Origin of the sequence: Alkaliphilus peptidifermentans DSM 18978, assembly GCF_900101495.1 — a bacterium.
GTDB lineage: Bacteria > Bacillota > Clostridia > Peptostreptococcales > Natronincolaceae > Alkaliphilus_C > Alkaliphilus_C peptidifermentans.
The window spans coordinates 50,661-73,025 of sequence record NZ_FMUS01000012.1 but is presented as its reverse complement, the minus strand read 5'-3'; the positions used below and the strand labels follow the sequence as shown (position 1 = coordinate 73,025).

Genomic DNA, 22,365 nt, shown 5'->3' with positions numbered 1-22,365 from the left:
AAAATATTTAGGTGATCTCAAAGCAACTGGAATACTTAAAATCTATTGATATAATATGATAAATATTATAGTGGTGATATAACTTATCACCACTATAGTTATTTAGAGGAGGATATTTAGATGGATAAAATAGAACTTGTAATATTTGATATGGATGGGCTCATGTTTGATACCGAAACATTATCAAAGGGATCATGGAAAATAGTAGGTGAAAAACATGGATTTATTTTTAGTGATGAGCTTTTCAATGAGGTAATAGGCCTTAATATAAAGGCAACTGAAAATGTGTTTAAGCAGGCTTATGGTGATGATTTTCCTTATGTCCAACTTAAAGAAGAAAAAAACAAAATCATGATGGAAGAAATTAAAAAAAGTGGTATAGGTATAAAAAAAGGCTTAAAGGAATGCATTAAATATTTAAAGGGAAATAATATTTTAATAGCTATTGCTTCCTCCAGTAGAAGAGCAACGATAGATTTTTATTTGGAATCAGCAAATTTACTTAATGAATTTGATTTCATAATAAGTGGGCAGGAGGTAGCAAACGGGAAACCCAGTCCAGAAATATTTTTGGCATGCTGCGAAAAATTAAATGTAAAGAAAGAAAACACACTGGTACTGGAAGATTCAATAAATGGAATAAAAGCTGCATATGATGGTAATATCAAGGTTATTTATATACCTGATTTAGTTAAAATACCTGAGGAAATTGAAAAATTAACCCACCAGAACCTGACAGATTTATTATTAGTTCCTGAATTTATAGAAAATATTAATAAAGTTAACTGTAAAAATCAAGGCTAATTTCTAAAGTTGATTTTTATCCCTCAAGCTTGGAAAAATCCAAGCTTTTTTTCATTATAATCCATCAAATATTGTTAATATTATATAAAGGATTTATGATGGATAAAATGGAAGTAAGCATTAAAATACGAAATATATTAATTGGTTAATTTCAAAAATAGATTCTAAACATAACTATTGTACTTTAAATTATACAAGGACTCTTGTGGTATAATTACATCAAGTCTTATTTAATAGAGATGATACTTAAAAACAAAGAACAGGAGGGTTTATATGAAGATTATACCCACCACAGAAGCTATTGGGAAGGTTATTGGACATGACCTTACAGAGATTACACCAGGTGAATTTAAAGGAGTCGCATTTAAAAAAGGTCATATAATAACCAAAGAGGATATTGATCATTTGTTAAGAATAGGCAAAGAAAATATTTATGTAATCGAATTGAAGGAAAATGAGGTCCATGAAGATGATGCCGCTATTATCTTAGGAAACCTTATTTGCGGCAATGGAACTTATTATACAGAGCCAAGCGAAGGAAAAATAAATATTAAGGCTAAGTATAGAGGCCTTTTAAAAATAGAAAACCACCTATTGGATGATGTTAATGATCTTGGCGATATTTGTCTTGCCACACTCCATGGAAATAGAATTGTCGAGAAAAATGGGCTAATAGGCGGATGTAGAGTAATACCGCTTATTATATCAAAGGAGAAAATTAACGAGGTTCAAAAAATACTGTCGACATATCCCAATTTTATGCTTCAGGTTAAGCCCTTTAAGCCACTTAAAACTGCCATAATAGTAACTGGAAGCGAAGTTTATAAGGGCATTATTAATGATAAATTTGGACCAGTTGTGCATGAGAAAGTGAATAATTTTAATTCTGAAATAATAATGAAGAAAATAGTGCCTGATGATATAATAACAATAAAGGACGCTATTATAGAAGCAAAGACAGTGGGTGCCGAATTAATTATAGTAACAGGAGGCATGTCTGTGGACCCTGATGATAAAACACCAGGTGCAATTAAGTCCACTGGAGCTGAGATAATTGCATATGGAACACCTGTACTACCTGGATCAATGCTTTTAGTAGCCTATTTAGATGACATTCCAATAATGGGATTACCGGGCTGTGTTATGTTTTCCCATACAACTGCCTTTGATATACTATTACCACGGGTTTTTGCAGGTGAGAAAATCAAGAGAAGAGATATAACGAAACTTGGATACGGTGGACTATGCTTAAAATGTGAAACCTGTAGCTTTCCAGATTGTCATTTCGGAAAGATATAGATAAATATGTTTTTATATGTAATTTACTATGCTATTTCTTTCATAAAATTTGAATCTATGGTATTATGAAACCAATAGAAAAAAAAGGGGAGAATGATATTGATTACGAATATTTTATTTGATCTTGATGGAACATTACTTCCTCTTGATATGGATGAATTCTTAAAGAAATACTTCTATGAATTAGGCTTGAAATTTAAGGACCATTTTAGCGCTGATGAATTAACTGCTTATATTTGGAAGGCAACAGCATATATGATAAAGAATACTGAAGCAACTAAAACCAATTCAGTGGCTTTCTTTGAGGAGTTTTATCGACAGGTTGGAATTGATGAGGAAATTGTAACACCAATATTTGAAGAGTTTTATCAACTGGATTTTGACAAGATAAAATCTACATCTAGGCAAAGTAAACTGATGATTGATGCTGTAAATATTTTGAAAACAAAAGGATATAATCTAATTGTTGCAACAAATCCACTGTTTCCTCAGGTTGCTATACATAAAAGAATACAGTGGGCAGGGTTAGACCCAGCAGATTTTAGCTTTATTACTTCCTTTGAAGAGATGCATTATTGTAAGCCACAACTTCAATTTTACAGAGAGATTTTAGAAAACATTAAGCAGCCGCCTGAAAAATGTATGATGGTAGGCAATGATATAGAAGAAGATATGATTGCAAAAAAAATAGGCATTACAACATACCTGATTGAAGACTGTTTAGTAGATAAAGATAAGCCCTATGACAATATTGATTATAAAGGTAGATACGAAGATTTTTATTTGTTTGCTTTATCAATGCCAGAATTAAATTAGATTATTAATACATGGAATGGAGACTAAGTTTGTGGTGTAAATAGTAGTCATTCATGTAATTTGTAAAACTGGTTAAGGGAGGCTTTATCAATGATGGAGTTACAATTGGCAAAAAATAAGCTTGTTGCTGATAATTACACATGTGTAGTGGTATCCAAAGGAGTAGTTTGTTACACGTCGGTTGAGAAGGGAATAAAGCCTTTGATGCTACCCTTAATGCAGGATAAAAATATATTCAGTAATATGGTTTTAGCGGACAAAATCATTGGAAAGGCTGCAGCATTATTGGTGATTTATAGTGGTATTACAAAAGTATATGCTGATACTATGAGTAGTGAAGCAAAAAAAATCTTTGAAAAGAATAACGTCCATTATGAGTATCAAGTTGAGGTGCCATATATACTTAATAGAGATAAAACAAGTATATGTCCTATTGAAAAGCTCGTTGAAAAAATAGATAGTCCAGATGATGCGTATAATGAGATAAAAGAATTCTTAATTAAATAAAGTAGATATCTACATATATATGAGTCGGGATAACTTCTGACTCATTTCTAATTCATAAGAAAACGAAAAGATGGAGAAAATAAGTACTTAACAAAATTAAGGTGGAATTATCATAAAGCTTAAGCAAGGAGGTTTAGTTATGGGTTGTTGTAATAATAAACATAATGTTAATAAAGTAAAATGCCCTTTGTGTAAAATAGAAGGGGAAGCTATACATTTTTTAGTAGTAGAGTCGGTTGTTAAAAAGGAATTAGCTTCTATTGTTATTGATGAACAATACTATACATGTAGAAATAGTGATTGTGAAGTGATTTTTTATAATGAGAGTTACGAAAAAATTTTTTTGATTCAAGATATTGATTTATCTTCAGACTTCAAAAATGTTACTAAATCTTCAAAAAGTACCTGTGGTTCAGGCTGTGGTAAAAAATGCAATCATTAAATTTCTTAAAGTATAATTATGGATACTAACTGCTACCATATGATATAATAAATAGCAACCTAACATGATATTAAACTCTGAATATTATCGGGTTATACTTAGACTAATTATAATAATTATCAATAAATGAATTATTTAGGAGGAGTGATGATTATGCCAAAGAATTCAATGGAGCTACAAGGTCAACAGGGGAAAATTAAAATAGCAGGGGATGTAATTATGGTGATTACTCAAAAAGCAGTTGAGGAAGTCAAAGGAATTGTATCCTACAGCGGTGGTATATCAAAAGGAGTATCCGATTACATAGGAAAGAATAACCCTAGAAAAGGAGTCAATGTTGCGACGGAAGAGAAGCAGGTTGTAATAAACCTTTCTGTAGTAATTCAATACGGAGTTGTTATTCCTGAAGTAATTAAGGAAGTACAAGAAAAGGTAAAAACAGCAATTGAAGCTATGACAGAAATTTATGTGGAAACAGTCAATGTTTATGTTCAAGATATTAAAATACCTTAAAACAAAACAACTTCAACGATATCCAGACTGTTCAAAGTTCTTCAGATTCAAGGCGCAAGAAGACCCAGCGACTGCAGCGTATACTTAATACGTAAGGGTGCTGGGTTTTTGCAGCAACAAAGAAGATGAAGTATTTTCAACAGTCTAAACTAAAACAGGTCTAAAGAAGACCTGTTTTAGTTTGTTTGTTAACAATCATGATGGGGTGTATGATGATGATCATGGTGCATCATCTTGTGCTTATAGGCTTCAGCTTTATGCATTGAGGCTAAGTACATGTGCATATAATACATTTTTTTCATATCGTGCTCACCTATACCCATAGGTGGTGGATAAGGCATATGACCCATATCGGGCATCATACCTGGGTGCATACCTGGGTGCATGCCTGGGTGCATGCCTGGGTGCATGCCTGGGTGCATACCTGGGTGCATGCCTGGGTGCATACCTGGGTGCATGCCTGGGTGCATACCTGGCATCATACCTGGATGCATACCTGGCATCATTCCATAATCGGCCATAGGCGGCATACCAGGGAATGGATGACACATACCGTCATCAATTGGTGGATATCTCATATCATTTCCATTTTGTTTTTCTGCTTCCACGAGAAAACCTCCTTTTAAAATTTCAGAAAAAATAAAGTCTCATATATAAGGTATGTAAAATTTTCTCGTTGGTAACATGTCTAAAAAATAAAAGTGCTGTTCTTTTAAAATGGTCCTTAAAAGGGTTGCATTTTATAAACAGCACTTTCTTTATCTATTTGTTTCTTTCAATGTAATCGACGATATCGCCAATGTTTTTGAAAGACTCAGCTTCTTCATCAGGAATTTCTACACCAAACTCATCTTCTATTGCCATAATAATTTCAACAGCATCTAATGAGTCGGCATCTAAATCATTAATCAGAGACGATGTTCTTTCAATAGATTCAATATCGTCAATTCCCAGTTGCTCAGCAATTATACTTCTAATTCTCTCAAACATTTTATGTACTCCTCCTTGATATATTATATTAGGTAAAATTTCAATTTTAGAATAACATAAAATTCAATAAATGTATATCCCTATTTTGTTACTGTTAATGCAGAGATGATGATAAATATGAAATTGAAAAAAATCAGCAGCAAGAATATATTACTAGAGACTTAAGGAGGGGTGTGAAAAAATAAAAAATGATAAATTCATGAAAATGAGTAAACATTATACTTAAATATATACTAGAATAGTTAACATGGATTTAACAATTATATAACATTCTTTTAATGTTAAAGAGAACCCAAAATAGTAATGTAAGAGTGAATGTGTATTCAGTTAGTCTAGTCAATGAGTGGGAGGATTATAATGGAAATTATTTTTGGCTTAATTGGTGGGTTAGGTTTATTCCTATATGGAATGAATGTTATGAGTACAGGCTTACAAAAGGCAGCAGGTGACAAGCTAAAATCAATTATTGGCATGTTAACAAGTAATCGTTTTATGGCAGTCTTAGTAGGTGCTGGTGTTACAGCAATAGTTCAAAGCAGCAGTGCTACAACGGTCATGGTAATAGGGTTTGTTAATGCAGGTATGATGAAGCTTACACAGGCTGTAGGTGTGATTATGGGCGCCAACATTGGGACAACCATAACAGCACAAATCATTACATTTAAAATTGAAAAATATGCCCCTATTATTGTTGGTATAGCTGTTGGTGTTTGGTTATTTACTGAAAATAGGAAGCTTAAACAAATAGCAGAGGCCTTCATAGGCTTTGGTATCCTTTTTATAGGTATGAAATTTATGGGTGATTCCTTAAGGCCCCTAAGAGAAGCACAAGCCTTTAGAGATTTACTTGTAGGCTTTGGTACAAACCCTGCATTAGGAATACTTGCGGGCTTTGCCATAACGGTGGCGGTTCAAAGTAGTACTGCTTCTACAGGTATTTTATTAGCATTAGCCATGGAAGGACTTATTCCTATAGAATCTGGACTACCTATTTTGTTTGGTATTAATATTGGTACAACTGTAACCGCAATGCTATCCAGTATTGGTGCTAATAAAACCGCTAAGCGAGCAGCGGCCTTTCACTTTGTATTTAACTTTATAGGAACCCTCATATTTATTTTTGTCCTACAGGGACCTGTATATAGGATTATCACAACCTTAGACCCAGGTGATATTCCAAGACAAATCGCAAATGCCCATACAATTTTCAATATTGCCAATACTTTAATCCTTCTTCCTTTTGCCGGTATTTTAGTCTCGCTAGTAAATAAAATGTTCCCTGGAGATGAAGATTCAACTGAAGGAATTAAATACATTGATGATCGTATTCTGGAAACACCATCTATTGCTTTGGCAAGTGCAATTAAGGAGACCCTTCATATGGGGAACATAGCCAGAGACTCCCTTGAGAATTCTATAGAAGGCTTTCTTGAAGCGAATCAGAAAAAGATTGACGAATCATTTAGAGTAGAAAAAATTGTTAATGAGCTTGAACGTGAAATGTCAACATATTTAGTCAAGCTTTCAAACACAAATATTTCTATACGTAACCGAGAAACCGTCGATGGTTTGTTTAACACAATTAATGATATAGAAAGGGTAGGGGATCATGCTGAAAACATTGCTGAACTTGCTCAATATAAAATAGATAACCACCTGGAATTCTCTGAAATTGCAGTTAGTGAATTAAAAGAGATGGCAGAGCTGGTTGTAAAGGCATATAAGGATTCATTAACAGCAATGAAAAATTTAGATGGTAGTTTAGCAATGAAGGTTATAGAAATTGAAGGAAATGTAGATTCAATGGAAAAATCCCTTAGAGTTAACCATATTCAAAGGCTAAACAATCACCTGTGTAACCCAAGCTCTGGAGTCATATTCCTAGATTTTATCAGCAATATGGAAAGAATTTCAGACCATGCTTCAAATATTGCAATGGCAGTACTAGATGAATTAAAGACAAATAAATAAATTAGAATAAACACAAAACCATTATAATTACGGTTTTGTGTTATTTTTTGACGACTAATTAGTCGTCTTTTTTTATTATTCAATTACTTCTACCATTATAAACTATTTTCTCGACGAAAAATTTGAATATTTCAATAGGTTAAGGAAAAAATATAAATAGTTTTATTTGGAAGGAGCTAACTATGGATAGTAAAAAGGATACTAGACTTATTATAATTGGTGGAGGAGAAGATAAAAAAGCTAATAAAGATATATTAAAAGAGGTGGTGCATCTCTCAGGAGGTAGAAAATCAAAGATAGCTATAATTACAACTGCCACTAATTATCCATTAGAGGTGGGTGAAGAATATAAAAGAATTTTTTATGATTTAGGAGCAGAAAGGGTAGAAACAATAAACATAATAAATAGAAGAGAAGCAAATAGAAAACAGTTATCCGATGAACTTGATAGAATTTCCTGTATTTTTTTTGTAGGTGGTGATCAACTGAGAATCTCAAGTATATTAGGTGGAACCGCCTTTCATTGTCATGTCTTAAAAGCCGTTGAAGCTGGAATAATTATTGCAGGAACCAGTGCTGGAGCTTCGATGATGAGTGAAGTGATGGTGGTTGAAGGAGAGGAAGAGGATGCACCTAGAAAATGTACAATAAAAATGGCTCCAGGCATGGGCTTCCTAGATGAAATCATTATAGATCAACATTTTAATCAGCGGGGCAGAATTGGAAGATTATTGGGGGCTGTGGCTCAAAATCCTGTAAGCCTTGGAATTGGTATAGATGAAGATACAGCTATAGTTGTAAATCATCAGAATGAAATGAGGGTAATAGGTTCTGGTGTTGTGACAATTGTAGATGGCAGGGAAATTGATTATACAAATATATCTGAACAGTATCCCGATGACCCATTAGTAATAACAAATGTAAAGGTACACATACTACCAACAGGCTATGGATTCAATTTGAAATCTAGAAATGCAATTCTCCAAAGAGATAATAATGATAAGGAGGATCAACAATGAAGTTAATTAATATCAGGGTATATAATGGTAGAAACATCTATAGTCATTGGCCAGTTATTAGAATAGATGTTGATATTGAGAAGTATGTTAATATACCCTCCTGCGATATAGATGGCTTCAATGATAAGCTGATAAGTCTATTGCCAGGTTTAAAAAAACATAAATGTAGTAGAAACTATGAAGGTGGATTTGTTGAGCGGCTCAACAGAGGCACATATATGGCGCATATATTAGAACATGTTGCACTAGAAATTCAGAAAACCCTAGGGTATGATGTAAATTTTGGTAAAACTAGATACTTAGAAAATGAATCGGTATATTCAATAGTATTTTCATTTATCGATGAAACTGCTGGTTATGAATCTGGCTTACTTGCATTTGATATTTTGCAAGACATTTTGCAGTTTAAAGAAGTGAATTTACCCTACGAACTTGAAAAAGTTAAGAGCATAGTCCAAGAAAAATCATTAGGTATTAGTACTAGAGCTATAATTGATGAAGCAACTAAAAGGGGTATTCCAAGCTTAAGAATAGGTGAGAATAGTCTAATTCAGCTGGGCTATGGTAAATACGCCCGCAAGATACAAGCTACAATTACTGATGCTACCAATTGCATTGCTGTTGATACTGCCAGTGATAAGGAGTTAACAAAGGAAATACTAAGCTTTCTTAATATTCCAGTACCAATTGGCAGAGCAGTGGAAACGTGGGAAGAGGCAATTACTGTAGCTGATGAGATAGGCTATCCTGTTGTAGTAAAGCCCTTTAATGGCAATCAAGGTAAAGGGGTCTCTATAGAGCTACGAACACCTGAAGAAGTGGAACGGGCCTTTAAGATAGCTAAGATGCATAGCAATAGAATATTGGTAGAGAAATTTATTCATGGTAAACATTATAGAGTTGTTGTGGTAGACAATAAGGTGGTAGCGGTGGCTCAACGGATATCAACTCATGTTATTGGGAATGGAGTAAATACAATAGAAGAGTTAATTGACTTAGAAAACAAGAGCTTAAAGAGAGGGTATGGACATGAAAAGCCCTTAACAAAAATAGTTAAAGATGATGTTATGATGATGGTTCTAGAGAAGAAAAACAGGCATTTGAATGATGTACCTACTGAAGGGGAGGTTGTATTTTTAAGAGAAAATGCAAACCTAAGTACCGGAGGAATAGCTGTTGATGTCACAGATGACATCCATGAAGAAAACAAGAGACTTATAATTAATGCAGTAAGAGCAATTGGGCTAGATATAGCTGGAGTAGATGTTACAACTGCGGACATATCAAGGCCCATAGTAAGTAGTGGTGGTACTATTATTGAAATTAATGCATGTCCAGGAATCCGCATGCATCATTATCCTTCCATAGGAAAGAACAGAAATGTTGCAAGCACAATCGTTGATATGCTATTTCCAAAAGGTGCTAAGCATTCAGTTCCAATAATATCAATAACCGGTACTAATGGAAAAACCACAACCACTAGGATGCTTTCCAATATTATCAAAAAAAGTGGTTTAATTGTTGGAATGACAAATACAGGTGGAGTATATATCGATGATGAATTAGTCGTGAAAGGAGACACAACAGGACCCCAAAGTGCTAGAATAGTGTTAATGGATAAAAGAGTAGAAGTGGCAGTATTAGAAACAGCTAGAGGGGGAATTGTAAACAAAGGGTTAGGCTATAATGTGGCAGATGTTGGTATAATAACCAATATTGGTGATGACCACTTAGGCTTAGATGGAATAAATACACTGGAAGAAATGGCCAATGTAAAGTCCTTAGTTGTTGAAGCTGTAAATAAAAATGGTTATGCTGTTTTAAATGCCGATGACCCCTACACTGAAGTAATATTAAATAATGTTAAATGTAATATAGTTCTTTTTTCGCAGTCACAAAATAATAAACTGATTGAAAAACATATAAGTTTAGGAAGAAAAGCGGTATATATATCAGATGAAAATATATGGGTATTTGATGGAGAGGAAAGTCATAAGGTAATAGAGATAAGTAGAATACCTGCTACTTTCGGAGGTGTTCTAAAGCATAATATTGAAAACAGCATGGCAGCCGTAGCAGGAGCATATTCCCTTGGAGTGAGTATAGCAACAATAGCTGAAGCTTTATCAGAATTTAATACTGATATAAAGTATAATCCAGGTAGATTTAATGTTTTCGATGTTAGAAACTTTAAGGTTATTATTGATTATGGACATAACATAGATGGATATAGTAAGGTTCTAGAGGGCTTGAAGAGAATGAAACAAGGGAATCTTATAGGAATAATTGGTGTTCCAGGAGACAGAACCGATATAAACATATTAAAAATAGGGGAGATTTCCGGTAAATACTTCGATTATGTCCATATTAAAGAGGATATGGATTTGAGGGGCAGAAAGCCAGAAGAAGTAGCTAAAATTCTCAAAAAAGGTTGTTCTTTAGGTGGACTTACCGAGGATAGGATGGAAATAGAATGTAATGAGGTTAATGCCTTAAGAAAGGCAATTGAGAATGGAAAAGAAGGAGATCTGATTGTTGTCTTCTATGAAAATTATCAGCCCCTGGTTGATTTGATTAATTCCATGGCAATAGAAAAAACAACACTTGAACAAGAGGTGGTTGATGATGAATCAAAAATAATTGCAGCAAAAGCATAATGATTGAAACTGATAAGAATTTTTCTTATCAGTTTTTAGTTTACGTTAAATGAGCCTATTTTTAAATGTGAAGGATATTATTCTTTCATAACTTTGAAGACTATTATGTATAATAATATATGTTTATAGTTTTAAATTTAGTGTATAATTATATAAATATGAAAGACCATGGGAGTGATTAATATGAGTAATGTGGGAGTTTTTATAGACATAGATGGAACCCTGTATAGAAATTCTTTAATGTTGGAGCATTTTCAAAAATTGATTAGATATGAAATCATTGACCCTGCAATATGGCATAAAGAAGCAAAAAAAGCATTCCATAGCTGGGATCAACGACGTGGAGATTATGAGGATTATTTGATTGAAGTGGCAGCCATCTATTTAGCTTCAATGAAGGGTTTAAATCGACAGGAGATGGATTTTATTTCAAATCAAGTAATTGAGATGAAGGGAGATAGAGTATATCGGTATACTAGAGACCAAATTATTTGGCATAAGGAACAGGGTCATAATATCTTTTTTATCTCTGGTAGCCCTGACTATTTAGTGGAAAAAATGGCAGAAAAATATGGAGTAACAGATTTCAAGGGAACTCAATATTTAATTGATGAAAACGGTATGTTTACAGGGGAAATTGCCCAGATGTGGGATTCTAGTAATAAGCACAGTGCAATAATTGAGTTTGTTCAACAGTATAATTTAAGCTTAGCAGATAGCTATTCATATGGTGATACAAATGGAGATCTTGCTATGCTAGAGCTGGTGGGTAATCCAGTGGCAATTAATCCTGCAAAGGAGTTACTATTAAAAATAAAAGAAGATAAAGATTTATGTAAAAGAACTACTATAATAATTGAGAGAAAAGATGTAATATATAAACTAAACTCTGACGTAGAAATTCTTGATTAATTATAAACAAGCGAAAAAGGAGCTGAAAATCAGCTCCTTTTAGCTTGTAGACAAAGTCATCAAAATGCAGACTGATGAAAAAGCCACAGATTCGAGGCGCAAGAAAACCTAGCGACTGCAGCGTATACGTAATACGTAAGGGTGCTGGGTTTTAGAAGCAACGAAGAAGATGAGGGTTTTTCATCAGTCTGAAAGGAGCTGAAAATCAGCTCCTTTAGTATTCTTAATTAGCTATAGTAAATAAATCATCAAGTATTTCCAGTTTGTCTTTAATACCCGATGTAGTATAGACTATTCGGTCTCTGGTAATAAATACTGCTTCAATATTTTCTAAAGATTCTATGAAGGATAATCCATCTTCAAGACCCATAACAAATGCAGCAGTAGATAGTACATCACCATCGGTGGCGGTTTCTGATACTATTGTCACGCTAACTAATTCATTTGTACTGGGATAGCCTGTTTCTGGGTCAATGATGTGATGATAGTGCTGGTCATCCTCAATAAAATAACGTTCATAGTCGCCAGAGCTTACTATAGATTGATCCGCTAAAGCTATTCGGGCAATGGCATTGGTTTTTCCTATAATTGGATTTTGAATACCGACGTTCCATGGAGTTCCGTCGGGTTTATTTCCAAGTGCATATATATCTCCACCCAAATTAATAAAGCCACTTTCAACTCCGTCATTCTTTAAAACTCTTACAGCTTCATCCACTGCATATCCTTTAGCTATGCCACCTAAATCCATCAACATTTTAGAATCTCTAATGAATACCGAGCTATCTATTATTTCTAAATCATTAATATTAATATGTCTTTTTGCTTCTTCTATTTCCTGTTGTGGTGGTACCTTCTGCCAATCCTTTCCTATTCCCCACAAATCTATCAGAGAGCCAAGAACAATGTTGAATACTCCACCTGTAATTTCTTCATATTCAATACCCATTTTTATTAGCTTTAAAGTTTCTGGGTCAACCTGTACCGGGGATTTTCCTGCATTTTTATTTATTCTATAAACATCACTGCCTTCTATTGAAGTACTCATTGTATTTTCTATTTCTCTTATGCGGGTAAAGGCTTTACCTATGGTGGCATTTCCTCTTCTTTGCGAAGTACTAAAAACCCTAATTTGACCTCTAGTACCAAGAACAAATTCATCTTTTTGAAAGGATTGAAGCTCCTTTGTACCGCATCCGGTTAAAAAAATAGCAACTACAATTATTAGCGCAATAGCCTTCGATACAGGCTTTAACATGACATACACACTCCTTAACATTGGTTTCAAAAACACCTCATTATAATAATAGTAATAGTATTATTTATTACCCATAATAGCTAAATCTAAATCAAGTATTAATAATATTTTCATATCTTATACATTTAAAACATACCTAAATTCAATTAATTATATCAATTTGGATATAAAAAGTAAAGAAACTTAGATAATAAGGACTTGCTATAATACAAAAATATTATATAATAAATATTATTAAGAAATTATTTGTTGTAAATCTAATAATTTCCAGAAGGAGAATTGCTTTTAATGTATAATTATACTTATCAAGTAAAACTTATCTAATTGTTGTTATATTAACGACATTACCCAAAATAATGTTGTTGGTTATAAAACATAAATTAAGGAGGAGAAAAAATGAAGAAAAAAGTATTAGCTGGTTTATTAATTACGGCATTGGCAATTCCACTATTTGTTATTGGTGCTTTTGCCAATACTCCAGTTGCAGTACCTGGAGATCGCCCTGCAATTGTAATTATTAATGGAGAAAATCAAACACTAGATACACCAACACTATGGAAGAATGGGAAAACCTTGCTTCCTGTTAGAGATGTAGTAGAAAAAATGGGTCTACATATTCATTATGTAGCTGCAACTCGTAGTATATATGTTGTAGATAGCGAAGGCTTCACTCCTAATGCTACTGCTGAATTAGCAGAGGAAAGCTTTAATTTTTTCAGAAACAATGTAAAGCATGACGTGAACTTCGAAATCGTTGAAAATAAGGCCTTAGTAGCTGCAGATCAATTGGCAGAAGTTCTTGGACAATACTATTACGAAGATGTTAAAACCAACAGTGTTTATTATTTTGATGGAAATGCTGAAATGAAGGATGGAGTTTATACTACTGTAGGACTATATAGTACAAACAGAAATAGACTTCCTAAGCTAGAGCTAACTGTTAAAAATGGTAAAATTGATGCCGTTGTATATGATGAGTATGACATGGAAAGTGGCTTAGGAAAATCAAATCCAGAATATGGTTATAACTGGGAAATACTATTGGAAGCAATACCTGGATTCTCAGCAGAATTAGTTGAAAAGCAAGACCCAGGCTTAGTAGATCTAGTAACCTCAGCTACATCAACCCATCATAAATTTGTTGAATTATCAAAGAAAGCTATGGCTAAAGCAATGTATTCAAATGTAGCTGAAGCTAGAATGGTAGAACTTGGTGGAGAAGTGGTTAATGGCTATAGAGATGGTACCTATAGAATAGTTGGTCTAGCTTCAGGTGATTGGACCTCTATAGTTGACATGAAGGTTGAAGATGGAAAGATTGTATATGTAAATTATGATTCATATATGGAAAATGGAGAAAGTAAAAAAGAGCATGGTGGTAAAAATGATGCAGGTGTTAGTTATGTTGAAAGATGGTCTAATGCTCGTAATGTAGACCCAGTAGCTATTATCGCTGAAAGAGAAAGACAATTAATTGATACTCAAGATCCTAACCTAGTGGATGTAGCAACGGGAGCTACCAGCTGGGGACATGATTTGAAGAGATATGCTTCAGGAGCGCTATATCACGCTATGAGAGCAGATGTTGAAGTAAATGATGATTCTGTAATTTATGTATTCATTGGTGATACTACTGCAAATAGTGCTTACTATGTACAGCTTTTAGCAGTAGCTGAAAACAATGAAGTTAAAGAAATTGACTATATTGAATTCCAAAGAGGTAATCCTTTAGCAAAGCAACATAATCCTACTTATTCAGGACCAGAAGGAAGATGGTATACTAATTTTGCAGAAACAACTTTAGCAGGTAGAGCTCAATTAGATATTCTTGCTGACATGATAGAATATTCTATGGAAAATCAATCATATGAGCTTGATGTAATTACTGGTGCAACCAACTGGGGTAAAGGGTTACAACAATTAGTTCCAAGAGCCTTTGATATAATAGAAAGTAAATAGTGTAATATAGGTTCAAGCATTAAAGCCCCCAATTTGGGGGCTTTAATATTAAAAATAATCCTTGGCATATATCAGTTCCTTTTCATTTTTTATTATATGATCCTTCAACTCAGCTATAATTTTAAATCCACTTTTTTTATAAATATTTCTGGCCGCTAAATTACCCTCATTAATACCTATGAAAATTCTACGTAGATTGTAGCCTTTAAAACCAAAGAAAGTTTCTATATCTCTAATGCAATGCTTTACAAGCATGCCACCATAACCCTTACCACGGTTTTCTGCTTTACCAATTGACATTTGAAAAATTACCACTAAGCCTAATTTAATTCCTTCTCGTATTGCCCAAGTAACACTTCCAATAATATCGTCGTCGTTATGTAAAATTATAGAACGATGCACCTCTATACATACCTTTGCGTGCTTGTTGGCCAGTTCAATATCACCACCATAACGCTTCAGATAATCCTCAACAAAATATTCTTTATCTTCTGGTTTTGCAATGCGAAAATTTAACATAGTCATCCCCCTTTTGTAAGTCTGTTGATGCTGCAAATAATGACATCTTCTATTAATCTATATTCATCTAGTTTTTATAGTAATTCATTTATTATTAATTTTGTCTCATAGTTATTCTATCATCCTGTGTTGGTTTTGGAAAGAGTTGGATAAACCATTAATGCAGAAATCTATAATTTTCTATCGGTTGTTATTTCTTATTTTAGCTGATATAATTACCAAGGCTATAAAAAACTAATATGTAAAATATATTATGCTAAAAAGGAGTTAAAATTATGGAGGAAAAATCAATAAATGTAACAATTAATAGAATTATTGTACATATTTTAGATACTCAGCTTGGAATGCCTATATTGTCTTTAAAGGAGCATTTAATCAATGAAGATATCCAAGAATTTATGGAAACTCATCTATCTAAAGCCTTAAAAGATCATCATTTAAAACAGGCCTCATTCATTGAATCTGATAATATAATTAAAAAATTTACCGAGGTAATATCCCAAGACCAGCAAGAATTTATTGAGATCAGCGGTGAAATGGCAAAGTATTTATATAGTATTATGATAAAAAATCCTTCTATTCCATCTGCTGATGTTATGTTTTGTACATTTCAATGTCAGGATGAATGGTTTTTAGGTATTTTAAAGTTTAATTATAGATCATCCTTTATCCACTATACAGAGGAAACAGATGAGGTTAGAACAAACACCATTGTTAAACATCAGACTACGCTGCCTGGGCTTCATCAAAAAGTAGATGAATGCGCCATTATATCATTACATAATTACAGCATTAAGTTACTTGAAAAGGAATATGAAATCAATGGTGAAAAGAAATGCTACTTTTCAGAGGAGTTTCTACAGTGTGAGGGTAGACAATCGGATGTAACAATAGCAAAAAATTTAAAAAAAATAACAGAAAAATTCACAAAAAAATACTGCAATCAAGATATGGAGGTAGCCGATAGCTTTGGAAAAGCAATTTTAGGCTGTGTTGAGGAAAAAGGAGCTATAGATATTCGAGAGATAACTGATAGGGTATTTAAAAATAATAGTGAGCTTAAGGAAGAGTATATAGAACACATGCTAAATAGTGGATTCGAAGAAAACGAAGTGGAAATTAGAGAAGATATTGCTGAAAAGGTTTTTAGAAAGAGGAAAATTAAGACTAATCATGGAATAGAAATAAATTTATCTTTAGAAGATGAAAGTAATCATGTTGAGCTCATAAATAATCAAGATGGAACTATATCTATATTAATAAAAAATATAGACTCAATCTCCTATAAATAAGAAGCTTACTATATAGCCTAATAAAAATAACTGTTTTAAAAAGGTAGTTTTATATTGATAGCAGTCACACTTTTCTGGTTTGTTCGTATGATGTTACTGAGGAGGAGTGTGATATGAAAATAGCCAGCAGATACTTAAGATTGCTTGACCCATATATGGAAGGTCCCGATGTAATGCATGTACAGGAACGATTACTGCAATTGGGCTTTTATGAAAATAGTATAGATGGAGTTTACGATGAAGGTGTTTACGAATCAGTTAGAAGCTTTCAGGCAGACTATGGTTTAAACCCAGATGGCATTGTGGGGCCAGATACATGGAATGCAATTGGACTTGATCCTAATAAAAGGTACCCCATCCCTGAAGAAGGCTATACATTAGACATTGATTTGGAAAGAAAAATTTTACTTTTAAAAAGATTTAATGAAACCTTAGAGACTTATCCAGTAGCAGTAGGAAGACCTGAGACACCGACTCCAGTAGGAGAGTGGCAGATAATTCAAAAAACCATGAACCCAGGAGGTCCTTTTGGTACCCGTTGGATGAGAATAAATGTGCCATGGGGGGGTTATGGTATTCATGGAACTGATACTCCAGAATCCATAGGAACAGCCGCAAGTAGAGGCTGTATAAGAATGTTTAATGAAGATGTAAATGAGCTTTATGATATTGTTCCTTTGGGTACACCCGTTAAGATTACTGGTGAGAATATAACAGGAAGAATATTGGATGTTGGTGTAGCACCAGGGCAGGATGTCTTCACAGTCAAAACAATATTGACTGAATTAGGTTATTACGAGGGTGAAATTGATGGTATATATGATGAAGAAATTAAAGAGGCTGTAAGAAGCTTTCAACGAGACTTTAATCTTATTGCCGATGGGATAGTAGGGGTAAACACCTATAATATGCTGCAACTCTCTAGAGACCAATTCTTTGACATTAGAGAACCATAAAAACCCGATTAATGTATTTCTATAATTAAATAATAATATAAGCAGAAAGATGTGTCTAAATAGCACATCTTTTTTGTTGTTTTTTCATTATTATAAAGCATTAAATGGCTTCTATAAAAAATTCTTTTAGCACTTGACACATTCAAAAGTTGAATATAAAATGAAAGTAAATGAATTAATATACATGAACCAGCATAAAAATAATAATAATATATAATGAATTTTAAGGATTAGTAGAGAATGGAGGGGTTTCAGTTGATAAAGGAAAAGAAGCCTTTAAAGGAAAAAATGTATAGCAGACAGAAACAATGGAATAATGGTAAGGCTGAGGATGCTTATAAGGTTTTGTTGGAAAATAGAAAAAAGAGAAAAGAAGATATTAAGATGTGCTTAAATAGATAAGTGCGCTACTATTAGATTAATAGATAATAAGATAAAAAAACCCATTCTGGGTTTTTTTTATCTTATTATCTAACTATATAGAGGATACTATTTTTGATTCTGTTGTGAGATTAAATTAATGAAGATTTCAACCACCATAGGATCAAACTGTGTGCCAGAACAGCGGCGCAACTCAGCAATGGCCTCAGATGAGGTTTTGGTATTAGTCCTATAGGGACGATTGGTTATCATAGTATCATAAGCATCAGCAACAGAAATGATTCTTGCCAACAGAGGTATTTTTTTCCCTTCCAGACCATCAGGATATCCATTTCCATTATACCACTCGTGATGAGAATGAATTATAGGAAGCAAGGCTCCAAAGCCTTCAATTGAACATAGGATATTAACACCATAAATTGTATGCATTTTAATTTTCTTAAAGTCATCCTCCGTTAAAGGATCTTTTTTATTAAGCAATTCGCTTCCTAATTCTATCTTTCCGATATCATGCAACAAAGCACTATATTTTAATGTTTCCAGGTCTTTGTTAGATAAGTTCATCCCTTCCCCTATAATTAATGCATATCTTGCCACACCTTCTGAATGACATAGTGTGTATGGGTCCATGGCCTGTAGAATTGACATCATTGTTCTAGTAACAGAGTAAAGATGATTCAAATCTGTAATATCGTTTACATGGTTACTATTATGGAATACAGAATAAAAGGATCCAATTCGCTGATGTATAAAATGGGATGCCCGGTATAGTTTATCATCCGTCAGCTTAATCAATGAATCTTTAGTATTTCCCTCCTGAGGAAACTTTGAAATTCCTGCAGAAGCATGAATTAAATCTGTAGGTAAACGATTCTTACCCCAAAATTGTAGTAATGTAAGCTCATGTTGAAATTGCTTAATGTTATCTACTATATTATCTACTGAATTAATATTGGAAATTATTGAAAAGGTAGAAGGACCAACTACAAATGCTTCATTTTCAGCTGGCATTACCTTTTTAAATAGACAACCTATTTTACGTAATAGCTCGTCAGTTTTAGTGCGTGTAAAGGTGTTACTATAGGTTTTAATAAAATCTATCTCGATAAAAGCAAGTATAAATGGATTACCAATACATATTTTTTCATCAATTCTTGTAATGAAATGTCTATAATTATAAAGGGTTGTTATCTCATCAGTAATACTAAGCTTTTTTAGATGTTGGTTATGCTGATCTATTTCCTTTGCTAAATCGTTAAAGGAATGTGCCAATTGACCAATCTCATCCTTTGGTTCAAATGGTATAACTACTGGTTTTTTTAGTAAACGGATATTATTTATTACCTCTTGAACCTTGCTAATTGGGTCGAAAAGCTTATGTTTTATAAGTAAAATAGCCATTGCCAATAGCAGGAAGCAAATAGAGTAAACTATAATAAGAGAGTGAGTTAATGTATTTAAGGCTCTTTGATAAAAACTGTATGATATTGTAGCTATTCCGTAGGCTAAAACTTCATCCCATTGATTAATAACTGGAATAAAAATATGTAAATTATCATCAATCTGTTTGTAACTAGTATGATTATTAACTCTCAAAATCTCTTCCAGCTGGCCATTTATAACTAAATTATTATTATATAGAAGGTTAATATCAACATCCACTAATTTTATATTATTGATTAAAAAATCTTCATCAACTCTAGCGGCAACTATAAGCTTACCATTAGGTGGAAGATTCTCACTGTTGCTGAGCACATCAACAACTGTAGTCAAATATAAAGAATCTTCCCCTTTATAAAAATCTGCCATTTTTAACTTATGAGTTGGTAATATCAAATCCATATATTTATGATAGAAGCCATCAATATTTTCTCTTAGAAGCTCATACTCATTATTGATAATTCCAGCATATGTAAAATTCATTCCCTCTGGTAACCACTCAATAATATTTTCATCAATCCATTCCCAATTTTCATTTATTATAGCATAGTAAGTATCATCCCAATAGGAATAATCATAAGCAATAAGTGACATATATTGCTGATATTTATAGAAGTTATAAGTAATTTGTGCTCTTAACTGTTCTATTTCTTTGTTTTGATATTGAAGAAGCTGTTTTTCCATACTGTTTGACAAGTATGTTACAGATACAATCAAAGGGATTAGTGAAGTAGCAATAAAAAAAGCTAATAGTCTACATGTAATTTTTTTTGATAGCAGATTGATCTTCTTTTGCATATAAGCACCACCCCCAAATTACGTCAAAATATGACATCTGATGTAATTAGAATTCGAGGTTGGAACATAAAATCCTGCATAACTAATGAAATAACCATAAATAAAAACTGTTGATTACATTAATCAACAGTTTGTGAACTACTTACCCAACAAGAGTGTTATATCAATTAGTTCCCTCTGAAGCTCCAGAAGTTTATTTTTAAGCTCATCATAATTCTTTTCAAGTAATTTATCATCTATAAATAGGTTGGTTTTTGAAACTATATTTTCAAATTGATTAAAAACCTCCTGTAGCTCTTGTTTAATATTTTCCTTCCTTTGAAGTGGTTCAACCAGCTCTCCTGAATAGGCCTTTAAAACATCATCTTCAATTTTGAAGGTATGGCCTACATCAGGAATAATAGTGTCAATTCCCAATTGGCTACTAATTCTCTCTGATAATGCTTGGCTGGCATCTACTTCACCATGAACTATAAAAATTTTCTTAGGTCTCTTTTTAAATTCCTTCACCCAATCAATTAAATTGCTTTGATCGGCATGACCAGAAAAACCTTCAACACTATGAATTTCAGCTAAAACAGCAATTTCTTCTCCAAGAAGCTTAACATTTTTGACCCCATCCTTTAAGATTCGACCCAGGGTTCCCTCTGCTTGATAGCCAACAAAGACAACACTATTTTTACTTTTCCATAGGTTATGCTTTAAGTGATGGCGAATTCGTCCAGCTGTACACATTCCATTTGTTGTAATAATAACCTTAGGGAAATCAACCTCATTTAATCGCATAGATTCCTGATGACTTCTAACAAAGTGAAGATTTTCAAAATTTAATGGGTCAACACCATCAAAAATAATTTTTTTTGCTTCATCATCAAAGCAATTGGAGTTTCGTTTAAATATTTCTGTAGCAGAGATGGCCATAGGGCTATCTATATATATTGGTACTTTTAAAAATGCATCTAGATTATCTGTATTTTCATAGTATTTTTTTAGCTCATATATTAGCTCCTGTGTCCGACCGACAGCAAATGAAGGGATTATTACAGTTCCACCTCTTGAAACTGTAGAATTAATAATGTTTGTAAGTTTTGAGGTTCTTCCATTTAAGTCTTCGTGGAGCCTATTCCCATATGTAGATTCTAGTATCAGATAATCTGCTTCTTCGATTGTTTCAGGATCACGAATAATAGGCTTCCCTTTAATTCCAAGATCACCAGAATACACAATCTTAACAGTATCAGCCTTATCTGTAATCCAAAGCTCTAAAATAGATGAACCTAAAATATGACCAGCGTCTTTAAAACGTACTGAAATTCCCTCATTGAGCTGGACTTTCTGATTATATAACACTGGATCGAAGTAATTAAGGCTTAGCCTAGCATCTTCAGAAGTGTAAAGGGGTTGTATGGGAGGTTTACCTGCTCGATTACGCTTTTTATTAAGCCATTCTGCATCTGATTCCTGTATATGTCCACTGTCTACTAGCATAATATCGGCTAGATCCTTAGTTGCCTTGGTACAGATAATTTTACCTTTAAAGCCTTCTTTAACAAGCTTGGGTATTCTACCGGAATGGTCAATATGGGCATGGCTAAGCATAAGAAAATCTATTTCTGAAGGTATAAATTGAAATTCCTCATAGTTTAACCTTTCAAGCTCTTCCTTTCCTTGAAATAGTCCACAATCAATGAGTATTTTATACTTTTCTGTAGTAATTAAAAAATTTGAACCCGTAACAACCTTAGAAGCCCCTAAGAATTTAATGTCCATATTTATTACCTCCTTTGTGTATCATCTAATTTGGGTTTTTACTTTCTATAACCTTATACATT

General features: G+C 33.2%; 20 protein-coding genes. 14 read left to right on the top strand and 6 right to left on the bottom strand.

What is annotated here, in order from left to right; genetic code table 11:
* Positions 1-120: 120 nt before the first annotated feature.
* The 6 genes from BLP68_RS10145 (at position 121) to BLP68_RS10120 (ending at position 4,381) form a co-directional block, all read left to right on the top strand.
* The gene (locus BLP68_RS10145) at positions 121-804 is read left to right on the top strand and encodes an HAD family hydrolase (protein WP_091543102.1); all 684 of its coding nucleotides are present in this window, start codon (positions 121-123) and stop codon (positions 802-804) included.
* A gap of 273 nt (positions 805-1,077) precedes the next feature.
* Entirely contained in the window at positions 1,078-2,103 is a 1,026-nt protein-coding gene (locus BLP68_RS10140; protein ID WP_091543101.1) for a molybdopterin-binding protein, read from the top strand.
* 93 nt (positions 2,104-2,196) lie between these two features.
* A complete protein-coding gene (locus BLP68_RS10135; protein ID WP_242876957.1) occupies positions 2,197-2,919 on the top strand; it encodes an HAD family hydrolase in 723 nt (240 codons plus the stop codon).
* A 90-nt stretch (positions 2,920-3,009) separates the two neighbouring features.
* Complete coding sequence (locus BLP68_RS10130) at positions 3,010-3,426, top strand: DUF1893 domain-containing protein (protein WP_091543098.1); 417 nt, start codon at positions 3,010-3,012, stop codon at positions 3,424-3,426.
* Positions 3,427-3,565: 139 nt separating this feature from the next.
* Positions 3,566-3,868 (top strand): hypothetical protein, encoded by a 303-nt coding sequence (locus tag BLP68_RS10125; protein ID WP_091543097.1) that lies wholly within the window; start codon positions 3,566-3,568, stop codon positions 3,866-3,868.
* Between the two features lie 153 nt (positions 3,869-4,021).
* Positions 4,022-4,381 carry an Asp23/Gls24 family envelope stress response protein gene (locus tag BLP68_RS10120; protein ID WP_242876956.1) on the top strand — a complete coding sequence of 120 codons (360 nt, stop codon included), beginning with the start codon at positions 4,022-4,024 and terminating at the stop codon, positions 4,379-4,381.
* Positions 4,382-4,569: 188 nt separating this feature from the next.
* On the opposite strand, the gene BLP68_RS22545 is transcribed toward BLP68_RS10120, so the two are convergent.
* Both BLP68_RS22545 and acpP read right to left on the bottom strand, forming a co-directional pair.
* A complete protein-coding gene (locus tag BLP68_RS22545) occupies positions 4,570-4,989 on the bottom strand; it encodes a hypothetical protein (protein WP_091543095.1) in 420 nt (139 codons plus the stop codon).
* A gap of 154 nt (positions 4,990-5,143) precedes the next feature.
* Positions 5,144-5,371, bottom strand: a complete 228-nt coding sequence (acpP, locus tag BLP68_RS10110) for an acyl carrier protein (protein WP_091543094.1) — start codon at positions 5,369-5,371, stop codon at positions 5,144-5,146.
* A gap of 357 nt (positions 5,372-5,728) precedes the next feature.
* On the opposite strand from acpP, the gene BLP68_RS10105 reads away from it, so the two are divergent.
* The 4 genes from BLP68_RS10105 to BLP68_RS10090 all read left to right on the top strand — a co-directional run bounded on the left by BLP68_RS10105 (position 5,729) and on the right by BLP68_RS10090 (position 11,930).
* Positions 5,729-7,342 (top strand): Na/Pi cotransporter family protein, encoded by a 1,614-nt coding sequence (locus BLP68_RS10105; protein WP_091543093.1) that lies wholly within the window; start codon positions 5,729-5,731, stop codon positions 7,340-7,342.
* Positions 7,343-7,524: 182 nt separating this feature from the next.
* On the top strand, positions 7,525-8,361 hold the full coding sequence (locus tag BLP68_RS10100; RefSeq protein WP_091543091.1) for a cyanophycinase: 837 nt from the start codon (positions 7,525-7,527) through the stop codon (positions 8,359-8,361).
* The gene (cphA, locus tag BLP68_RS10095) at positions 8,358-11,018 is read left to right on the top strand and encodes a cyanophycin synthetase (protein WP_091543088.1); all 2,661 of its coding nucleotides are present in this window, start codon (positions 8,358-8,360) and stop codon (positions 11,016-11,018) included. The genes BLP68_RS10100 and cphA overlap by 4 nt, the downstream gene beginning before the upstream one ends.
* A gap of 183 nt (positions 11,019-11,201) precedes the next feature.
* Complete coding sequence (locus tag BLP68_RS10090; RefSeq protein ID WP_091543086.1) at positions 11,202-11,930, top strand: HAD family hydrolase; 729 nt, start codon at positions 11,202-11,204, stop codon at positions 11,928-11,930.
* 223 nt (positions 11,931-12,153) lie between these two features.
* Here BLP68_RS10090 and BLP68_RS10085 read toward each other — a convergent pair whose 3' ends face one another.
* Entirely contained in the window at positions 12,154-13,188 is a 1,035-nt protein-coding gene (locus BLP68_RS10085; protein ID WP_091543084.1) for an FAD:protein FMN transferase, read from the bottom strand.
* A 396-nt stretch (positions 13,189-13,584) separates the two neighbouring features.
* On the opposite strand from BLP68_RS10085, the gene BLP68_RS10080 reads away from it, so the two are divergent.
* The gene (locus tag BLP68_RS10080) at positions 13,585-15,147 is read left to right on the top strand and encodes a stalk domain-containing protein (RefSeq protein ID WP_091543082.1); all 1,563 of its coding nucleotides are present in this window, start codon (positions 13,585-13,587) and stop codon (positions 15,145-15,147) included.
* 48 nt (positions 15,148-15,195) lie between these two features.
* Here BLP68_RS10080 and BLP68_RS10075 read toward each other — a convergent pair whose 3' ends face one another.
* The gene (locus tag BLP68_RS10075; protein ID WP_176758963.1) at positions 15,196-15,666 is read right to left on the bottom strand and encodes a GNAT family N-acetyltransferase; all 471 of its coding nucleotides are present in this window, start codon (positions 15,664-15,666) and stop codon (positions 15,196-15,198) included.
* 275 nt (positions 15,667-15,941) lie between these two features.
* Between BLP68_RS10075 and BLP68_RS10070 the strand changes: the two genes are divergently transcribed.
* From BLP68_RS10070 to BLP68_RS21745, 3 genes are all read left to right on the top strand, one after another.
* Positions 15,942-16,958 carry a nucleoid-associated protein gene (locus BLP68_RS10070; protein WP_091543078.1) on the top strand — a complete coding sequence of 339 codons (1,017 nt, stop codon included), beginning with the start codon at positions 15,942-15,944 and terminating at the stop codon, positions 16,956-16,958.
* A gap of 113 nt (positions 16,959-17,071) precedes the next feature.
* The gene (locus BLP68_RS10065; RefSeq protein ID WP_091543077.1) at positions 17,072-17,914 is read left to right on the top strand and encodes a L,D-transpeptidase family protein; all 843 of its coding nucleotides are present in this window, start codon (positions 17,072-17,074) and stop codon (positions 17,912-17,914) included.
* A 255-nt stretch (positions 17,915-18,169) separates the two neighbouring features.
* Entirely contained in the window at positions 18,170-18,316 is a 147-nt protein-coding gene (locus tag BLP68_RS21745; RefSeq protein WP_176758962.1) for a hypothetical protein, read from the top strand.
* 87 nt (positions 18,317-18,403) lie between these two features.
* On the opposite strand, the gene BLP68_RS10060 is transcribed toward BLP68_RS21745, so the two are convergent.
* Together BLP68_RS10060 and BLP68_RS10055 are read right to left on the bottom strand one after the other, a co-directional pair.
* On the bottom strand, positions 18,404-20,533 hold the full coding sequence (locus tag BLP68_RS10060; protein WP_091543075.1) for an HD domain-containing phosphohydrolase: 2,130 nt from the start codon (positions 20,531-20,533) through the stop codon (positions 18,404-18,406).
* Positions 20,534-20,671: 138 nt separating this feature from the next.
* Positions 20,672-22,303 carry an MBL fold metallo-hydrolase RNA specificity domain-containing protein gene (locus BLP68_RS10055; protein ID WP_091543073.1) on the bottom strand — a complete coding sequence of 544 codons (1,632 nt, stop codon included), beginning with the start codon at positions 22,301-22,303 and terminating at the stop codon, positions 20,672-20,674.
* Positions 22,304-22,365 lie beyond the last annotated feature (62 nt).